At 33.1% G+C, this 19278-nt stretch carries 16 protein-coding genes; 15 read left to right on the top strand and 1 reads right to left on the bottom strand.

Annotation, left to right across the window (positions count from 1 at the left end):
• Positions 1-304 precede the first annotated feature (304 nt).
• From P700755_RS01005 to P700755_RS00955, 11 genes are all read left to right on the top strand, one after another.
• On the top strand, positions 305-892 hold the full coding sequence (locus tag P700755_RS01005; RefSeq protein WP_015022891.1) for a restriction endonuclease subunit S: 588 nt from the start codon (positions 305-307) through the stop codon (positions 890-892).
• A 1-nt stretch (position 893) separates the two neighbouring features.
• Complete coding sequence (locus P700755_RS01000) at positions 894-2411, top strand: type I restriction-modification system subunit M (protein ID WP_015022890.1); 1518 nt, start codon at positions 894-896, stop codon at positions 2409-2411.
• Complete coding sequence (locus P700755_RS00995) at positions 2404-3426, top strand: virulence RhuM family protein (protein ID WP_015022889.1); 1023 nt, start codon at positions 2404-2406, stop codon at positions 3424-3426. The genes P700755_RS01000 and P700755_RS00995 overlap by 8 nt, the downstream gene beginning before the upstream one ends.
• A gap of 1 nt (position 3427) precedes the next feature.
• Positions 3428-3778, top strand: coding sequence for a hypothetical protein (locus tag P700755_RS00990; protein WP_015022888.1), 351 nt, complete (start codon positions 3428-3430; stop codon positions 3776-3778).
• Entirely contained in the window at positions 3771-5096 is a 1326-nt protein-coding gene (locus tag P700755_RS18560; protein WP_015022887.1) for a restriction endonuclease subunit S, read from the top strand. Before P700755_RS00990 ends, P700755_RS18560 begins: the two co-directional genes overlap by 8 nt.
• A 2-nt stretch (positions 5097-5098) precedes the next feature.
• Entirely contained in the window at positions 5099-6124 is a 1026-nt protein-coding gene (locus P700755_RS00980; protein WP_015022886.1) for a CBASS cGAMP-activated phospholipase, read from the top strand.
• Positions 6125-7213 carry a CBASS cGAMP synthase gene (locus P700755_RS00975; RefSeq protein ID WP_015022885.1) on the top strand — a complete coding sequence of 363 codons (1089 nt, stop codon included), beginning with the start codon at positions 6125-6127 and terminating at the stop codon, positions 7211-7213.
• A complete protein-coding gene (locus tag P700755_RS00970; RefSeq protein WP_015022884.1) occupies positions 7203-7670 on the top strand; it encodes a type II CBASS E2 protein in 468 nt (155 codons plus the stop codon). The genes P700755_RS00975 and P700755_RS00970 overlap by 11 nt, the downstream gene beginning before the upstream one ends.
• A 122-nt stretch (positions 7671-7792) precedes the next feature.
• Positions 7793-8335, top strand: a complete 543-nt coding sequence (locus tag P700755_RS00965; RefSeq protein WP_015022883.1) for an REP-associated tyrosine transposase — start codon at positions 7793-7795, stop codon at positions 8333-8335.
• Between the two features lie 347 nt (positions 8336-8682).
• On the top strand, positions 8683-11805 hold the full coding sequence (locus P700755_RS00960) for a type I restriction endonuclease subunit R (RefSeq protein WP_015022881.1): 3123 nt from the start codon (positions 8683-8685) through the stop codon (positions 11803-11805).
• The gene (locus P700755_RS00955; protein ID WP_015022880.1) at positions 11805-12506 is read left to right on the top strand and encodes a M48 family metallopeptidase; all 702 of its coding nucleotides are present in this window, start codon (positions 11805-11807) and stop codon (positions 12504-12506) included. The genes P700755_RS00960 and P700755_RS00955 overlap by 1 nt, the downstream gene beginning before the upstream one ends.
• Before the next feature lie 343 nt (positions 12507-12849).
• Here the strand turns inward: P700755_RS00955 and P700755_RS00950 are convergent, their stop codons facing one another.
• A complete protein-coding gene (locus tag P700755_RS00950) occupies positions 12850-14328 on the bottom strand; it encodes a helix-turn-helix domain-containing protein (RefSeq protein WP_015022879.1) in 1479 nt (492 codons plus the stop codon).
• A gap of 119 nt (positions 14329-14447) precedes the next feature.
• On the opposite strand from P700755_RS00950, the gene aceB reads away from it, so the two are divergent.
• The 4 genes from aceB (at position 14448) to P700755_RS00930 (ending at position 19127) form a co-directional block, all read left to right on the top strand.
• Positions 14448-16046, top strand: coding sequence for a malate synthase A (aceB, locus tag P700755_RS00945; RefSeq protein ID WP_015022878.1), 1599 nt, complete (start codon positions 14448-14450; stop codon positions 16044-16046).
• A 143-nt stretch (positions 16047-16189) separates the two neighbouring features.
• Positions 16190-17815 carry an isocitrate lyase gene (locus tag P700755_RS00940; RefSeq protein WP_015022877.1) on the top strand — a complete coding sequence of 542 codons (1626 nt, stop codon included), beginning with the start codon at positions 16190-16192 and terminating at the stop codon, positions 17813-17815.
• A 28-nt stretch (positions 17816-17843) separates the two neighbouring features.
• Entirely contained in the window at positions 17844-18221 is a 378-nt protein-coding gene (locus P700755_RS00935) for an RraA family protein (protein ID WP_157609232.1), read from the top strand.
• A 462-nt stretch (positions 18222-18683) separates the two neighbouring features.
• Positions 18684-19127, top strand: a complete 444-nt coding sequence (locus P700755_RS00930; protein WP_015022875.1) for a hypothetical protein — start codon at positions 18684-18686, stop codon at positions 19125-19127.
• Positions 19128-19278: the final 151 nt, after the last annotated feature.

Genomic DNA, 19278 nt, shown 5'->3' with positions numbered 1-19278 from the left:
ACAGCCCATTCTAATAAATCTTGAATTGGTTCTGTAGTTCCTCCTTTTCTTCACATTAGTGGCAGTACTCAAAAATTTGTAGTTGCTATATTTTGAAGCAAAATAATCCTCAGTAGTCTCTGAATGCTTGTTAACGGCTCAACATACAAATAGAATTTTCAATATAAATTGCCTTAATTTCAGTTTGATTACATTCACTAAATAATGCTAAATAAAATGCATCATAACGATTATGCGTAAATAATCTTGTTTAATCAATAAATTTTAAGTATATTTGCATCGTAATGATTATGTAATTATAAATATGCAAAGCAAGATAGTCAATTTAAAATCAATTTTAATCTACCAAGGATTATCTTCTGGATACTCTTTCAGGGGCAAGATCAAGAACATTTATAATGGAGGTGTTCGAGTGATACAGCTAAAAGACTTTGAGGAAAATTACACCTATTTAGGTGATGACTGTTATTTTGTTGATAGCGATACCATAAAAAGTAAGTACTATTTAAAAACTGGAGATATCCTTTTTATAGGGAAAGGGACTAACAATTTTGCGCTAGTATTTAAAAGTATCGATAATTTACCAACCATTGCATCGTCCGCATTATTTGTGCTTAAAGTGGACAAGAACTTGGTTAATCCTGACTTTATTGCTTGGTATATCAATCAGTCAGAAGTTCAGAATTATTTCAAAACCAATGAAGCTGGAACTTATAATACCAGCATTAATAAAACCACACTAGAAGAAACACCTATTGTGCTTCCATCATTAGAAATACAAACCAAAATAGCTAAAATTGCAAATCTGCATAATCAGGAGTTGGCACTTAGTAATAAAATAATAGAACTAAAAAATAAATTAACAACCACTCAACTTTTAAACATACTATAAAATGTCAAACAAAATAAAGCCAACACAAGATCAAATAAATGCAGCATTATGGAATGCCTGTGATACTTTTAGAGGTGCAGTTGATTCCTCAGAATACAAAAACTACATTTTGGTTTTTATGTTCATTAAGTATTTAAGTGATGTTTGGAAAGACCATTACAATGCACTAAAAGAGCAGTATGGAGATGACGAAGAGTTGATTCAAAGAAAATTAAAGCGGGAGCGTTTTGTTTTGCCTGATAAGTGTTCTTTCGATTATATCTACGAGCATAGAAATGACACAGACATAGGTGAAAAAATTGATAAGATATTTGCGCAAATTGAAGAGAGTAATCTTGAAAAATTAGATGGTGTTTTTAGAAACATCAGCTTCAATTCTGATAAATTAGGACAGACAAAAGACCGTAATCGTCGTCTTAAAAACTTGATTAACGATTTTGCAAAACCAGAGTTAGACTTCCGCCCATCATTATGGGAAGGAAAGCAAGATATTCTTGGAGAGGCTTATATGTATTTGTTGGAGAAATTTGCATCAGGAGCTGGTAAAAAAGGAGGGGAATTTTTCACACCAAAAGAAGTGTCTGGTTTATTAGCAAAATTGGTATCGCCAAAAGAAGGTGATCGCATCTTTGACCCAACGTGTGGTTCTGGTTCATTATTGATTAAAGTGGCAGAAGAAACCAAAGATGCTAAAGGCAATACAACAAATAATTTTGCCATCTATGGTCAAGAAAGCAATGGCGATACTTGGGCATTAAGTAAGATGAATTGCTTCTTACATACTATGGATTCTGCACAAATTGAATGGTGTGACACCATAAATAATCCAAAGCTAAAAGAAGGTGATGCCTTAATGAAGTTTGACATTGTGGTAGCAAACCCACCGTTTAGCCTTGATAAATGGGGACATGAGAATGCAGAAGCAGATCGTTACAAACGTTTTCTTCGTGGTGTACCCCCTAAGTCTAAAGGAGACTATGCTTTTATTCTGCATATGATAGAAACGACTTTGCCTACAGGTAAAGTGGGTGTTATTGTTCCTCATGGTGTGTTATTTCGTGGAAGCGCAGAACAAAAAATAAGACAAAAACTGATTGAAGAAAATTTACTAGAAGCAGTGATAGGCTTGCCTACTAATCTATTTTATGGTACAGGTATTCCTGCAGCGATTCTAATTTTTAATAAGGCTAAAACTACTGAAGATATCCTATTTATGGATGCTAGTAAAGAATTTGATGATGGCAAGAAACAGAACGTATTGCGTACACAAGACATTAATAAAATTGTAACCACTTACAAGGATTTTAAAACGATAGAAAAATACAGTTCAGTAGTAAAGCCAGCAGAAGTAGCCGAGAATGACTTCAACTTGAACATACCTCGATATGTAGATACCTTTGAAGAAGAAGAGCCTGTAGACATAGCAGAAGTACAGCAAAATATAGAAAAACTAGAAGCTGAATTGGTTGAAGTGCGTTCAGAAATGAAAAAACATTTAAAGGAATTAGGCTATGAGTAAAGAAGACAAAAGTGATGAGCAATATAATCAATTGCAAATCTTGTTTTATGAAACAGCATTAGAAAAAAGTACCATCGAGGTTTTATATGAAGATGAAACTTTCTGGTTGTCACAAAAGAAAATGGCATCTTTATTTGGTGTAGAAGTAAATACGATTAATTATCACCTAAAAGAAGTATTTAAAAGCGGTGAATTAGAGGAAGATTCAGTTATTCGAAAATTTCGAATAACTGCCAGCGACGGTAAAACCTACAACACACAGTTTTATAATCTCGATGCCATTATATCAGTAGGGTATCGCGTAAATTCTAAACAAGCTACACAGTTTAGAATTTGGGCAACCAAAACACTACGAGATTATATTATCAAAGGCTTTGTACTAGATGATGAACGACTAAAACAAGGCAAACAGTTTGGGAAAGATTATTTTGATGAATTACTGGAACGTATTAGAGAAATACGTGCTTCTGAGCGACGTTTTTATCAAAAGATCACAGACATTTATGCGCAATGTAGTATAGATTACAATGCTAAAAGCGAAATCACTAGAACGTTTTACCAAACTGTACAAAATAAATTACATTGGGCAATTACTGGAGCTACAGCAGCGGAACTTATTTCAAAAAGAGTAAATGCAAAAAAACGAGGTATGGGATTGACCCATTGGAAAAACAGTCCTAAGGGTAAAATATTGAAAAGCGATGTTAGAATTGCAAAAAATTATTTGCAAGAAGACGAATTAGATGCCCTTAACCGGATTGTGGTCATGTATTTAGATTATGCCGAAAATCAGGCCAAACGAAATATTCCTATGCAAATGACAGACTGGACAAAAAAGCTAGATGCATTCTTGGTGTTTAATGATTATAAAGTTTTAAAAAATGCAGGCCAAATGAGCAGTGTGATCGCTAAAAAAATAGCCGAAGAAACTTTCGAACTATTTAGAAAACAGCAAGACGTAAATTTTAATAGTGATTTTGATGACACCTTGCAAAATATTAAAAATAAAAAGTAAAATGAAACACTACCCAACCCTAAACCGAAGCGTATTATTAGTGATACCAAAACAAGCCTTTTACGATTGGAGCAATGCCCTATTTCCAAATTTAGCACAAACCAATAGGGCAGGTTTTGACGATTACAACAGCTACTTGCTAAAAGATGAGCTATTTTTAGACGACCCCAAAACCGAACTCAAAAAATACTGGAAAAACATTTTTACAAATGAGCTTTTTGGACAGTGTACAGACGAAAACACCTTTCCTGCATTAACATGGAAACGCTTTACAGAATGGTTTGAGTTGCATAGATCCTCTATAGTTACAGATCTTACCGATGAACCTCTTTATACGGAACATTATGAGTAAACACAAACAGTATGATGTTGCTACTTCGACTTTGCTCAGCACAGGATTGGAAGGTAAAAGGGTTGGTTATAAGAAAACGAAGTTAGGTTGGATTCCTGAGGATTGGAATGTAAAATCCTTAGATCAATTAGGAGAGTTTTCTAAAGGAAAAGGAATTACCAAAAAAGATATTTTAGAAGATGAAGTTGGTGGTTTGCCTTGCGTTAGATATGCCGAAATCTATACAATTTACCATTACAACACTACAGTATTAAAATCAAAGATAAATCAAGAATCTGCTGCAAATAGTAATCCAATAAATTGTGGTGATATATTATTTGCAGGGTCTGGGGAAACATTAGAGGATATTGGAAAATCAATTGCTTACTTAAATAAAGAAACGGCTTATGCAGGTGGTGATATTTGTATATTAAAGCATCACAATCAAGATCCCCAATTTCTGGGGTATTTATTTAATAATGATGTGGTTAGAAGTCAACTTTATAAAATTGGACAAGGTCATTCTGTTGTACATATTTATTCTAGTGGTTTAAAAAAAGTTTCAGTTCCTATTCCGCCACTTCCTGAACAACAAAAAATAGCCAGTATTCTCAACACTTGGGATAAAGCCATAGCTGCTCAAGAAAAACTCATTGCGCAAAAACAAGCGCTTAAAAATGGCTTGATGCAGCAGTTACTGACTGGAAAGAAACGATTTGCTGGGTTTGTGGAGGAGTGGGAAGAAAAATCTCTGAATGATATTGTAAAATATTTAGGTGGGGAGGCCTTCAAAAGTACAAATCAAGTTGAAAATGGTGTTAGATGGTTAAAGATTGCAAATGTTGGCATTGGTGTAGTAAAATGGGGAGATAGCACTACATTTTTACCAACAAGTTTTATAGATGAAAATCCTAAATATGTTTTGAAAGCTGGTGATGCAGTTATGGCGCTTACAAGACCAATTTTAAATGATAAATTAAAAATCGCTGTCTTTAATAAAGAGGATGGTATTGCTTTATTAAATCAAAGAGTTGCTAAGTTAATTTCTAAAAATAAAAATGACTTGAAGTTTATTTATTACATACATCAAACACCATATTTTATATACACTATGAACGCAATGATGGCTGGAACTGATCCGCCGAATATTAGTATAAAAGATTTAGCGAAAAAGAAAGTATTTATCCCAGGTTATGAGGAGCAAAAAAAGATTGTATCCGTTATTGAAAGTTTTGACAATGAAATAGATAATTTGATTAATAAGGGTAAACATTTAAAAAAACAAAAACAAGGTTTAATGCAGCAGTTGTTAACTGGCGAGAAACGAGTTAAGGGGTAATTATGGAGACAGAAAAGAAAAACAAACCTTTCAAAATTTTAGCATTAGACGGAGGTGGCATAAAAGGCCTATATACAGCAGCATTGCTTTCAAGGCTTGAAGAAAAGGCAGGTAAAAAAGCAGGTGATTGTTTTGATTTAATTGCAGGTACAAGTACTGGAGGTTTAATTGCTTTGGGTTTGGCAGCAGAAAAACCATCCAAAGATTTAGTTAATCTATATGAACAATTTGGAAAATCAATTTTCCCTACTTCTAACTATAAATTAATTAGATGGTTTCAATCACAAATATTTCACTTTAGCAAGCAGACTTTTTTATTTGGAAAGTATAGTGCTCAAAATCTCAAAAAAGCACTAGTCGATGAGTTTGGTGAAAAAGAATTAGGTCAACTTAGTAATTTAGTGGTTATACCCAGTTTCAATTTAGTTAATGGAATGCCACGGGTTTTTAAGTACCCTCATAAGGAAGGTGACTTTTTTAGAGATAAGCATATCCCTATAGTAGATGCAGCGTTAGCTACTTCTGCCGCGCCTACATACCTGCCAATACATAAATATGACAACGTGTTATATGTAGATGGGGGTGTTTGGGCAAATAACCCAAGTTTATGCGCTGTAGCTGAGGCGATACAATATTTTGTAGGTGAAGATAAAGAGTACTCACATATCGAAATCCTCTCAATTCCTTGTGTTACAACACCAAGCGGGTGGGTATCAAAAAGTAGAAAAAGAAGGTCCTTTATTGGTTGGACGGATAAACTATTTCAAACATCAATGGATGGGCAGTCTTATTTTACAGATTATTTTTTAAAGAATACAATTAAATTAATTGCTGCAAATTCTGTTTATGAAAGGATAAAAGCACCCTCATTATCACCCGCTCAGATGAAAGTTATCCAGATGGATAGAGCAGATAAAAAAGCAATTGAAACTTTAAAAGCTCTAGGTGATCAGGATGGATTTGAATTAGCAAATAACAGGGCAATAATGAATTTTTTTAAAACAGATATATCATATATAATAAAGTAGATGTGGTGGATACCAGTAATCTTGATAGGCAGCGTTGTGTTACTATCAACTAAAAATAAAGAAGAAAAAATAGGAAATATGGCAAATTGTAATAAACTGTTTTCAGATTATGATAATAATCTGAATATACCAAAAAAGAAAAAAGATAAACTTAAAGAATCTAAAGAAGTGCTTCGTGAGAGAATTCGGAAGCATTTTAAAGACAACCATCCAGAATATAAACCTGAATTTTATATTCAAGGTTCTTATAAAATGGGGACAACTATTTTAACAAAAGACGATGATTGTGATTTAGATGATGGTGTTTACTTTAGAAGAGAAGCAGATGTTACAGCTACAACACTACAAAAATGGGTAAAAGATGCATTAGATGGAGCTACTAGCTCATCTGTTGAGCACAGATCTAAATGTTTGAGAGTAATTTATAAAGGGGACTATCATATTGATTTTCCGGTTTATATTTTCCCTAAAGATGATAATGATCCTTCTTTGGCTGTTAAAAATAATGGTTTTGAAGAAAGTGACCCTAAAGAAGTTGTAGAGTGGTATAAGGTCGAAAAAGCAAAAAACATACAACTTAATAGAATTGTAAAACACTTAAAAGGTTGGGGGGATCATAAAAGAAACAAAATGCCTAGTGGTTTAGCGATGACTATTCTTGCGGCTAACAATATACAGCCTAATGATAGGGACGACATTGCACTTAAAAATACATTAATAGAAATTCAAGAAACTTTAGACAATGATTTCGCATGTATTGTTCCTGCAACACCTGGAGATGATTTATTTGAAAATTATGATGCTACAAGGAAAAATAACTTCCTGTCTAATTTGGATGATTTTATTAAAGACTCAAAACAAGCGCTCGATAATGAGCCAAATCAATTAAAAGCAAGTAGGCTTTGGCGTAAACATTTAGGTATTCATTTTCCATTTGGTGAAGATGAAGATACTGATGCTAAGGAAGCTGCATTGAAAAGAATTTCAGAGAACGTATTAAAAGGTGCTGCCTATTCTCAAAGTTCAGGAACAATTTCGACTGAACCTACTAGAGCTAAAAATAAACCTCATACAAATTATGGCGGTTAGAAAATTTCATAAAAATAGGTTCAAATCAAGTGGGCAAAATCTATCTCGAAGAGTAATTCTTATCAGGGAGAAAAAACTCATTAAATCAAATTATGATTTTTTAAAATGTACAATAAAGCAAAATAAATTAATATGTAAAGGCATTATTAAACCAACAGAATATTCTAAAGAGTATAGCATAAGAATTGATTATGAAGGCATTAATAGCCCTAAAGTATATCTGATTGAGCCAGAAATAGAATATCATGATGATATACATATTTATCCGAAAGAAAAGAATTTATGCTTGTATCATCCCGAAACAGATAATTTCTTCTGGGATTATAGAAAACACAACATATTTGACACCATAATTCCTTGGACCCTAGAATGGTTTGTGTATTACGAATTATACCTGATTACTGGTAAATGGGAACATCCATTTAAAGCTCATAGAAGGGTTAAAGACGATAATTAGAAAATATGCAGGATAAAATAATCATATTAAAGAACACTAAAAATGGTATTATAAAAGACCTCTGCTAGCGTGAGCGTCACGCGCGTGCCGTTATTATAGATAGAATAGCAACAATAATTAAAATGAGTAGAAAATATAAATTTCATAATAAACAAGGTGCATACTTTATAAGTTTTGCCACGGTATATTGGTTAGATATTTTTACCCGACAAGTCTATTTTAATGTATTGGAAGAAAGTATAGAATATTGCAGAGCAGAAAAAGGAATGGAAGTGTATGCATATTGCTTTATGCCAAGTCATGTGCATTTAATTTTTAGGTCGAGTAATGAAGATCCATCTGGATTGATCAGAGATTTTAAAGGATTTACAGCAAGAAAGCTAATTAAAGCAATAGAAGAAAATCCTCAAGAAAGTAGAAAAGAATGGCTACTATTTATGATGGAACGTGCAGGTAAAACTAAAAGCAATGTAAAACAGCATCAATTTTGGCAACAGCACAATCAACCGGTAGAATTATGGAGTGAAAAAGTAATACAACAAAAGATAAACTACATTCACAATAACCCAGTAAAAAGTGGTTTCGTTACTAACCCCATAGATTGGAAATATAGTAGTGCAAGAAATTACCAAGACGACCAAACAGTTTTAGAGATAGATATATGAGGGGGAGAAATAATATAGTTGGTTTATGGCACAAGCAAGATGCTTGCGCCAGCAGAGGTCTTAAAGATGGTGTGATTGATTTAAATAATATAACTAATCTTTTAAAAGATGCTTAAGTCAATTCCCCAAAAACATATATTAATTCCCCAAAAAGAAACAATAGAGTTAATAGTGTAATAGAAGGTGTAACTAATGATAGTAGTTTTTTTATAGGCTTTATAAGGGTTTTGATGGGTTTAGGAATAAGTTATAAGAGTATTTAGAATAATTTTCAATTCCCCAAAACTAAAATTAATTCCCCAAAAACATATAAAATTCCCTAAAAGGCGAAAATAATTAATACAGAAATGATGAAAGTAAATTATAGCGAATATAACGACTCACAAAAACCAGCTTTGGATTTGCTTCAAAAAATGGGTTGGCAATATATGTCACCCGAAGAAGTTTTTGAAGCGCGTGGAGATATGTTTAGTAATGTTTTACTAGATACTATTTTAGCGAAACAATTGTCAAAAATTAATGAGTTTGGTTATAGAGGTGAGTCCTATAATTTCTCTACAGGAAGTATTCAAGGAGCGGTTAATGCATTGAAGAATGTGCCTAACGAAGGTTTAGTGCAAACAAATGAGCGTGTTTATGATTTAATAACACTTGGTAAAAGTTTTAACGAAACTGTTCAGGGTGATCGCAAGGCGTATACAATTAACTATATAGATTGGCAAAATCCAGAAAATAATGTATTCCACGTAACTGAAGAATTTGAAGTCGAAGGTGGTAAAGGAAAACGTCGTCCAGATATTGTGCTTTTTGTTAATGGTATTCCATTCGTAGTCATTGAAAACAAGCGTCGTGATAAAAACGATTCACTAGACGAAGCTATTTTTCAAAATATCAGAAATCAAAAAGAAAAAGAAGGCATTCCTAAATTATTCTATTATGCGCAACTATTATTAGCAATACATCCTAATGAAGTAAAATATGGAGCAACGGGAACACCTGCAAAGTTTTGGTCAGTCTGGAAAGAAGATGTAGAAAAAGAAGTTTTAAAACTTTTAAAAAAGAAAACAAATACAACAGTAGCTGAAGACCGTTTAGTAACGGAACAAGATAAAGGCCTATATGCTTTATGTGGTACAAAACGTCTTTTAGATTTAACCTATAAGTACATCGTATTTGATGGTCCAGATAAAAAAATATGTCGGTATCAGCAGTACTTTGCAGTACAAGAAACCATACAACGCGTAAAAACAAAAAACAAAGAAGGAAACCGTCAAGGTGGTGTGATATGGCATACTACAGGTAGTGGTAAATCCTTAACAATGGTGATGCTTTCAAAAGCATTAGCACTAGATACGTCTATAGAATCACCTAGAGTAATTATTGTGACTGATAGAATAAGTTTGGACAAACAAATCTTTAAAACGTTTGTCAACTGTGGTAAGCACGTTAAAAAAGCAAGAAGTGGTAATGATTTAGTAGAGTTGCTACAAGATAAAGGCAACGAAATCATAACCACCATTATAGATAAATTTGAAATTGCGACTAAAAGAGTATCATTCAAAGATGGCTCTAAAAATATTTTTGTCCTTGTAGATGAGAGTCATCGAAGTCAATACGGTTCGGCTCACGCTAATATGAAACGCATTGTTCCTAATGCTTCATATATTGGTTTTACAGGAACACCATTAATGAAATCTCAAAAGAGTACCTCTAAGAAATTTGGTGGTTTCATTCACAAATACACTATAGATCAAGCAGTAAAAGATGGCGCAGTACTACCATTATTGTATGAAGGTAGATCTGCAAAATTGACCATCAATAAAAAGCAAATCGATAAGGGATTTGAGCGTCTAGCTGCACCTTTAAATGAAGAAGCCAGAAAAGATTTAAAAAAGAAGTTTGCTACCATTGCTAAGATTTATGAATCCGACAACGTCATTGAAGAAATTGCATATGATATTTCAAAGCACTTTAGCGAAAACTGGAAAGGAACAGGGTTTAAGGCGCAACTTGCAGTTCCTAAAATTGATACAGCAATTAAATATCAAAAGTATTTTGAGTCACAGACAGATTCAGATTTAAAAATTAACACGAGAGTTGTTTTTACTCCGCCAGATAGCAGACAAAACAATGATGATGTTTGGTCTGAAACCACCAGTGAATCACAAAAGTATTGGAAACAAATTCTAGAACGCTATAACGACCAGGAGGCTTATGAATCAGATTCAATTGGCCGTTTCAAAGAAAAAAGCAACGAAGTTGAATTATTAATTGTGGTAAGTAAGTTATTGACCGGTTTTGATGCCCCTAGAAACACAGTATTGTATTTGGCAAAACCACTTAAAGGCCATAATTTATTACAAGCAATTGCACGTGTAAATAGATTGTTTGAAGGAAAAGAATATGGTCATATTATAGATTATGTAGGTGTTTTAGGGAAGTTAGACGAAGCATTAACAGAGTATAGTGCACTAGAAGATTTTGATGAAGAGGATTTAAAAAACACTGTAATAGATGTCAAGGATGAAATAAGAAAAGTACCTATTCGTCACGCTGAGGTCTGGGACATATTTAATGGTGTTTATAACAAAACTGACATTGAAGCTTTGGAAAGGCATATTTCAGAAAAAGATGTGCGTGATCAATTTTACGAGCGCGTTTCTGCATTTGCAAGAATATTACAAACTGCGCTAGCTTCAGATGACTTTTATATTGAATTTAATATGGAACAAATAGGGTTTTATAAAAGTGAGCTAAAGAAATTTCAAAGTTTACGCTTATCAGTACAATTCAGATATGCAGAAAAAGTGTCTTATAAAGAGTATGAACCAAGAGTTCGTAAACTTTTAGACACCTATATAAATGCAGATGAAATACAAGTTCTCACTAGAGACATAAACATATTTGATAAAGATATGGTAGAAGAAGCTCTAGAGACTTATGGAAAAACACCAGCATCAAAAGCAGACTTTATTGCACATCAAATGAAAAAGGTGATTACAGAAAGTATGGAAAAAGATGAAGCTTTCTATAAGAAGTTCTCAGAACTCATAGAAGAAATTATTAAAGATTTCTACGACGGAAGACTTACCGAAAAAGAATATTTAGAAGCGATGCAAAAAACTCGAGATGATTTAGCGAGTGGTTATCAAGACGGAATACCAGATAGCCTTCAAAATAATCCACGTGCACGTGCTTTTTATGGAGCATTAAACGAAGTGCTTAATAAAAAACTAGATAAAGAAATCAGTAAAAATAAGGTTGCAGAAGCTGGTCTCGAGATTGAAGAAATCGTTAATAATCTGATTATAACAGATTGGAAAAAGAATGTTGACATTCAAAATAGAATGGAAAACCAAATTGAAGATTACTTAATCGGTAAACGAAGTCAATTGGGCATAGAAATAAGCTTTGATGAAATTGATGCTATCCTTATTAAATGTTTAAGAGTTGCAAAAAATAATTTTTAATGCGGAGTATAAATTACGGTACCCAAGAGATTTTCTTTGAATTACAAAGGTCTGGTCGTAAAACACTAGCAATAGAGGTGCATCCAGATAGTTCAGTACATATCATCGCACCTGAAGATAGTTCAATGCAAGACATCGACAAAAAAGTTGAAAAACGAGCGAGTTGGATTATTAAGCAACAACATTACTTCGAACAGTTTTTACCACGAACACCAGAACGCAAATACGTTTCCGGTGAGACACATTACTATTTAGGTAAATCTTATCTACTAAAGGTAAACTTAGGATCTATAAACCAAGTAAAGCTTAAAGGTGGTAAACTAGAAGTGATTTGTAAAGACGAAATAAAACAAGAAACGGTCAAAAAGCTTTTAGCACAATGGTATTACCAACACGCTGAAAGAAAATTCAACATACTTGCCTTGGAAGCTTATTCTAGATTTAAAGAATACGATTTCAAAATGCCAAAAATTGAAATTAGAAGAATGTCTAAACGGTGGGGTAGTTGTAATACGGTGGATAAAATCACAATAAATCCAGAAATTATCAAGGCATCATCAAAATGCATTGAATACGTTTTGATACATGAAATGTGTCATTTAGTTATTCCTAATCATACTAAAAAGTTCTATAATACCTTAACAGCTGTTATGCCTACTTGGGGAAAATGGAAAGATAAATTGGAACATAAGTTAGCTTAATTCAACACTTCCAACACTTACTTATTCTTTCGTTTCATGAAAAGATTCACCCATTAAATCGCAAGAGCTTCCAGTAGAGTATTTCCTGAGCGTAGTCTAAGGGTGCAATACTAGTTATGTCCATTTCTTACCTGCTTGTCTATAGACATTACATTCTAACAACCACTATTCTTTGCTAACACGCAAATAGAATTTCAATCTATGTTTTTAAAAAAGCATTAAAATTCACCTCAGTTCACCTTTGCTTTTCCATTAAAATGTATAAAATTTACACCAAATACCAAGAAAAAGCTGTTTCAATGACTTATTTCTGCTTAGTGAAAGCTTTACTTCAGAACAGACCCTAACTCTGAAACTTGGCATTTAATTCTTCAACGATTACTTCTATTTTTTTATTTCTATCGACTTTGTCCAAAATTACTGCTGGAGCTTGCCTCACTTTGCAGTCAATAATCGCACAACGTTCACAGGTTACGCCAACCTCTTGTTTTTTAATAGTGGGATCTTCTAAAAATTTCAACTTACGTTCCAATTGCTTATTCATTAGTAACCCAATACTTATACTTCTATATTGATTGTGTTTAAAAGGATCTTTAGTTGCAGATGAGAGGACTAAATATTTTGTGTCATGACCTGGGTAATTAGAAATTTGAATATCAAATTCATGAGAACTTTTACTTTCACTAATTTCTTTTAAAACGTTCAAGGAGACCCAACGTCTACAATAATGCTCATTGCTTTCATTGGCCCGAGGTGAGTGCTGATGTGATAAATGAAGTTCTTTGTTTAAGTGAAATTCTTCAGAACCTGCTTTATGTGTAAACCTTAGAAAAAATAAATTCTTAATATTAAATGCTTTGGGCAAAATATTGGTCAAACGTTGATAGAATGATTCTGGTGAAGTGTTGAAACCTCTCAACATTTTAAGAAATAGAGTTTCATCAAAAGTTTCTTTTTCAAAAATGGTCTCTAAGGTTAAGGTCAATTCATTTTTAGGAATCATAAGTGCACCAGCAAAATAGGAGGCATAAAAATTATTGAGCACCTGTTCAAAACTCTGGAATTTAATCCATGGAAAAGTGTGTAACCTATCCGTAATTTCTAAATAATTATAGGCGATTTCTTTAGCATAAATAAACGTTCGCTGTCCTTCATCAATACCATTGGCAAGTAATAGGGTTTTGGTTTTAGGCACAAAAACAGAACGCAAATTCCCTAAAGCTTCATATTTACTTAATTCTCTATTGTTAATAATGTAGTCATACTCTTCAATTAATATGTCTTCTAGATCATTGGAGGAGAGAGATTTTGTTAAATCCACTTGATAGGCTTTTGAAAAATTTAAGGCCTGTTGTTCTAAATCATCAAAATAATTATTATTTGCCTCTTGAAATGAACGTACAGAGGCTAGAAAAAAACTTTCTCTACTAAAGTTATAGTGCTGTGCAATTTCAATTATAGTACTTATAAATGCGTTTACTTTTACAGGTGCATTGGCTACAATATCTATTAAATTACTTTCCTTAATTCCAAAAAGCTCTAGAGGTATTTCCTTAAATATTTTAGACTGCAACAATTCACCTATAGGGGCCAAATTTTTATCCAACTTTAAAGAAACCATTTGGTCATAAGGAACTTCCAGTTTCTCTGAAAGTGTAGCGATTTTATCTGGCTTAGGATATTTTTTTCCATTTTCAATTTCATTCAAATAAGACTTTGATAAACCAGAAAGTTTAGACAATCCGAATAAAGATAATTTCTTTTCAGTCCTTATCTGCTTTAGCTTTAAGCCAAATATGAGTTTGATATAATCTTCTTCCATAAAAACAAATATAGGCTTTTTTGCGACTATTATTATTTTGCGAATATTCACATTTAGCGAACGTTCGCTTGTGTATTTTGAATCTTTGTTATACTATTGTAATGTAAATCAACAATACTATGGAACACACACACTTAAAACAACCCAAATTAAATTTTTCAAAAGATGTAATTAATTATTATCCAGACATTCTTACAGATGAAGCGCTTAACTTTTTAACGTTGCTTCATGAAAAATTTAATTCAGAGCGATTAGACTTATTAAATAATCGCTTAGAACAACAAAAATTATTTGACAAAGGTCATTTTCCTGAATTCCCAAAAGAAACTGAAGCTATTCGAAAAGGGGAATGGACAGCTGGCAATATCCCGCACGATCTACAAGATAGGCGTGTGGAGATTACAGGTCCAGTAGACAGAAAAATGATAATAAATGCTTTAAATTCTGGAACTAAAACATTTATGGCAGATCTGGAAGACAGCACTGCACCTAGTTGGAAAAACACTATTGAAGGGCAACAAAATTTAATAGACGCTAATGATAAAACCATTTCATTGCTAGATTCAAAACGAGGTAAATCTTATAATTTGAATCAAGAAACAGCAGTTTTAATGGTAAGAACTCGGGGTTTACATTTAAACGAAAGACATATCATAATCAATGATCAAGAAAGTTCAGGAAGTTTAACTGATTTTGGCCTGTATGTATTTCATAACGTCAAAACAATGTTAGAAAATGGAACTGCGCCCTATTTCTACTTACCGAAATTAGAGCATTATTTAGAAGCGCGATGGTGGAATAAAGTGTTTGAATTTGCACAAGACTACCTCGATGTTCCTGTCGGAACATTTAAGGCAACTGTTTTAATAGAAACTATCACGGCAAGTTTTCAGTTAGACGAAATCATTTTTGAACTTAAAGATCACATCGTGGGTTTAAATTGTGGCCGTTGGGATTATATATTTTCATACATCAAAAAATTCAGAAACCATCCAAACTTTGTGGTGCCAAACCGTGATCAAGTGACTATGACAACCCCTTTTATGGATGCGTATTCTAAACTTGTGATTCAACGTTGTCATAAACGTGGTATCCTTGCGATAGGAGGGATGGCAGCTCAAATTCCAATTAAAAATGACGAAAAAGCCAATACTGCTGCTTTAGAAAAAGTTCGTCAAGATAAAGAGCGTGAAGTTAAAAATGGCCATGATGGGACATGGGTTGCACATCCTGCATTAGTTGAAGTCGCTATGGAGGAATTTAATAAACACATGCCAATGCCAAATCAATTACATATCACTCGTGACGACATCAACATTACAGAAAAAGATTTAGTTGAACTTCCTAAAGGCACTGTAACAGAAGCCGGAATTAGAAAAAACATTAATGTTGGGGTACTCTATACAGAAGCTTGGTTGCGAGGTCATGGCGCTGTCGCCCTCTATAATTTAATGGAAGATGCAGCGACCGCAGAAATTTCAAGAACTCAAGTCTGGCAGTGGTTAAAAAATGAAGTAAAACTCGAAGATGGTAGAAAATTTAATATGGAATTATATAAAGACTTATTTAACGATGAAGTCGAAAAAATTAAGGCTGAATTTGGTGAAGAACACATGAAGAACAGCAAGTTTGAATTGGCTTTCAATGTTTTTGATGAGTTAGTTGTTTCAGAAAAATTTGTAGAGTTTCTAACCCTCTTAGCGTATAAACACATTTAAAAAAATGTCTCGCAACTACTGCAATAGTTTACGAGACTTAAGTAACGTCTGGAAGGAAATACAGCAAAATTAAAAATGTTTCTATTTCCGACCAGTCACTAATTATCAAAATCTAGAATAACCCTAATAATCAATACAAAACTATGAAAAATTTACCACAAACAAATTACAGCTCTGCATTACAGACTGTAAGAACCCTTAAAGAAAAGTACGGAGAGAGTTGGAACGCCATACATCCTGAAAGCGTAGCTAGAATGGCTACTCAGAATCGTTTTAAAACAGGTTTAGACATCGCCATATATACAGCAGCCATCATGAGAAAAGATATGGCAGCTTACGATGCAGATTCGTCTAAATTTACTCAATCTCTTGGTTGCTGGCATGGTTTTGTAGCGCAGCAAAAAATGATAGCTATTAAAAAGCATCACAAAACGACCAGTAAAAAGTATTTATATCTTTCTGGTTGGATGGTTGCTGCGTTACGTTCAGAATTTGGACCACTGCCAGATCAATCTATGCACGAAAAAACAGCAGTTCCAGCTTTGATAAGTGAAATTTATGACTTCTTACGCCAAGCCGATGCTATTGAGTTAAATGATTTATTTAAAAGACTTGAAAGAGGAGAAGATGTGCAAGATCAAATTGACAATTTTGAGACCCATGTAGTTCCTATTATAGCTGATATCGATGCTGGTTTTGGAAACGAAGAAGCAACCTACTTGTTAACCAAAAAAATGATTCAAGCTGGTGCTTGTGCTATTCAGATTGAAAATCAAGTTTCTGATGCCAAACAATGTGGTCATCAAGATGGAAAAGTAACTGTGCCTCATGAAGATTTTATTGCGAAGCTAAATGCGATTAGATACGCGTTTTTAGAATTAGGTGTAGAAGATGGAATTATAGTCGCTAGAACAGATTCTGAAGGAGCTGGTTTAACTCAAAAATTGCCCGTTAGTCAAGAACCCGGAGATTTAGCTTCTCAATATTTAGCCTTTGTAGAAGCCGAAGAAATTGATGTAAAAGAGGCCAAACAAGATGATGTCCTTCTTAAAAGGGATGGCAAATTAGTGAGACCTTTAAGACTAGCCAATGGGTTGTATAAATTTAAAGAGGGATCTAATATAGATAGAGTTGTATTAGATTGTATTACAAGTCTTCAAAACGGGGCAGATCTTTTATGGATTGAAACGCCAACTCCAAATGTGAAACAGATTGCACATATGGTAAACAGAATCAAAGAAGTGGTTCCTACGGCTAAATTGGTTTACAATAACTCGCCCTCTTTTAACTGGACATTAAACTTCCGTCATCAAGTCTATGAAGAAATGCTTGCAGAAGGTGAAAATATGACAGCTTATGATAGGAATAATCTAATGGATTCACACTATGATGCTACAGAATTATGCTATCGTGCAGATGAGAAAATTAAGACCTTCCAAACAGATAGTGCAAGAGATGCAGGGATTTTCCATCACCTAATTACTTTACCAACCTATCATACTACCGCTCTTCATATGAATGACTTAACCAAAGGATATTTTTCAGAAGAAGGCATGTTGGCTTATGTAAAAGGGGTACAGAGACAAGAAATCCGTAATAAGGTTTCTTGTGTTAAACATCAACGTATGGCAGGATCTGACTTAGGAGACGATCACAAAAGTTTTTTTGCTGGAGACAAAGCTATAAAAGCAGGAGGAGGAAAGAATACAAGTAATCAGTTTGAAATTGATAAAAAGGTTGAAAAAAGAGAACTTGTTACAGATAAATAATTCCATGTAGTGATGAATGTGGTATGTAGTGTCTGGACGGAAATACAGCAAAATTAAAAATAATTCATTTTATAAAATTTGTCTATTTCCGACCAGCCACTATTTATTAATATTACAATTACTAAGTGATCAGCTAGTTACACTGGCGATAGAAAACAAGTGGAATGGCATTACTATAAATGCGTGTCTTCGCGATAGTCAACTCATTAATTTTATGGAAATAGGTATAAGAGCTCTAAACACTTCTCAAGTTAAAAGCATTAAACACAATAGTGGAGAAATAGACTCTATAGTAAAACTTGGTGTTGTTTATTTTATTTCTGGTGATTATATCTATGTAGATTTAGATGGTATTCTTGTTTGCAAATATGATTTGATTCACAAAATATTAAAAAATAAAAGGTAGAAATTACTAATGATTCCAGGTCCAATTGAGTTTGAGGTATTACAGATTATGTGAATTCGTTTAGAAAATTGGGCTTTGAATTCAGGGACGTTACTAGGAACGAAGAAAATTATGTAAAGTGGAACGATTGGCTTCCAGTAATGTTAAGCTTTAACCTTCAGTATATTGAATTTAATACGAATAGCATTTTAAGTAAGAGATTATGAGAATATAAAAGTTTTAACCTCACCAAATGATAGCCTACTAGAGCAGCAATTAAACGAGCTTTTAGCCAAAGGCTGGGAAGTTGACTTAAGACAAATACAGGTTTTATAAGGACACCTATCAACTAAAACGACAAAAATTTACACTCATGTGGGAACAAACACTCTTAAAACAATAAAAAATCCCTTAGATTAGTATTTTAATAATGGATATAACATAAATTATTGTTTTATCCGTACGTTGTACTTAATTAAAAAAATGACATTCTTACCTATACAATTTCGGACAAGAATTAAATCTAATCTCCTAAAAGAGGAAGAGATTCTTGACATAATTGAAGAATACTTGAACGATGAAAGATTCTTTTACATCAAGAGAAAATCTGATAAAATAATATTTCATAAAGCTGACGGTTGGACTTCTTGGAAATTCAAATCTTTTCTTGTTAGTGGAGTTGTGAAAATAAAGAAAACAAATGGTGTGATTGAAATAATAAATGGAAATTGGATGGTTTTCCTAATCTCTTTACCGTTTTTAATTCTGATTCTACTCGGAAAATCTGAATACTCAACATTTGATGAAACTGATTTCATGATTTTAAATTATTTTTTTATCGTAGGATTCGGAGGGAATCTAATAACCAGAATTTTTGCTCACCTTAGTTTTAGAAATAAAATTAAGACAATGATGGAAAACAACTAAGTACAACAACGTATAAAATTAATGTGGGGTTTTTGGCTTAATCAAAGTTTTGTACATGTTAATAGTGTCGCTCATACTTATTTGATTATTTTTAAATCGACAAAGTAAAAACATAAAATAAGTATAAGCTTGCGGCTCGGTTGACAATTCT

The organism is Psychroflexus torquis ATCC 700755 (assembly GCF_000153485.2).
GTDB classification, from domain to species: domain Bacteria; phylum Bacteroidota; class Bacteroidia; order Flavobacteriales; family Flavobacteriaceae; genus Psychroflexus; species Psychroflexus torquis.
Note: the sequence above shows the minus strand (reverse complement) of the source record. Positions and strands in the feature narration are given on the sequence as shown.

Excerpts from the sequence above, each read along its gene's own strand:
- P700755_RS01005 (WP_015022891.1), top strand. The coding sequence starts at position 305 with ATGCAAAGCAAGATAGTCAATTTAAAATCAATTTTAATCTACCAAGGA.
- P700755_RS01000 (WP_015022890.1), top strand. The coding sequence starts at position 894 with ATGTCAAACAAAATAAAGCCAACACAAGATCAAATAAATGCAGCATTA.
- P700755_RS00995 (WP_015022889.1), top strand. The coding sequence starts at position 2,404 with ATGAGTAAAGAAGACAAAAGTGATGAGCAATATAATCAATTGCAAATC.
- P700755_RS00990 (WP_015022888.1), top strand. The coding sequence starts at position 3,428 with ATGAAACACTACCCAACCCTAAACCGAAGCGTATTATTAGTGATACCA.
- P700755_RS18560 (WP_015022887.1), top strand. The coding sequence starts at position 3,771 with ATGAGTAAACACAAACAGTATGATGTTGCTACTTCGACTTTGCTCAGC.
- P700755_RS00980 (WP_015022886.1), top strand. The coding sequence starts at position 5,099 with ATGGAGACAGAAAAGAAAAACAAACCTTTCAAAATTTTAGCATTAGAC.
- P700755_RS00975 (WP_015022885.1), top strand. The coding sequence starts at position 6,125 with ATGTGGTGGATACCAGTAATCTTGATAGGCAGCGTTGTGTTACTATCA.
- P700755_RS00970 (WP_015022884.1), top strand. The coding sequence starts at position 7,203 with ATGGCGGTTAGAAAATTTCATAAAAATAGGTTCAAATCAAGTGGGCAA.
- P700755_RS00965 (WP_015022883.1), top strand. The coding sequence starts at position 7,793 with ATGAGTAGAAAATATAAATTTCATAATAAACAAGGTGCATACTTTATA.
- P700755_RS00960 (WP_015022881.1), top strand. The coding sequence starts at position 8,683 with ATGATGAAAGTAAATTATAGCGAATATAACGACTCACAAAAACCAGCT.
- P700755_RS00955 (WP_015022880.1), top strand. The coding sequence starts at position 11,805 with ATGCGGAGTATAAATTACGGTACCCAAGAGATTTTCTTTGAATTACAA.
- P700755_RS00950 (WP_015022879.1), bottom strand. The coding sequence starts at position 14,328 with ATGGAAGAAGATTATATCAAACTCATATTTGGCTTAAAGCTAAAGCAG.
- aceB (WP_015022878.1), top strand. The coding sequence starts at position 14,448 with ATGGAACACACACACTTAAAACAACCCAAATTAAATTTTTCAAAAGAT.
- P700755_RS00940 (WP_015022877.1), top strand. The coding sequence starts at position 16,190 with ATGAAAAATTTACCACAAACAAATTACAGCTCTGCATTACAGACTGTA.
- P700755_RS00930 (WP_015022875.1), top strand. The coding sequence starts at position 18,684 with ATGACATTCTTACCTATACAATTTCGGACAAGAATTAAATCTAATCTC.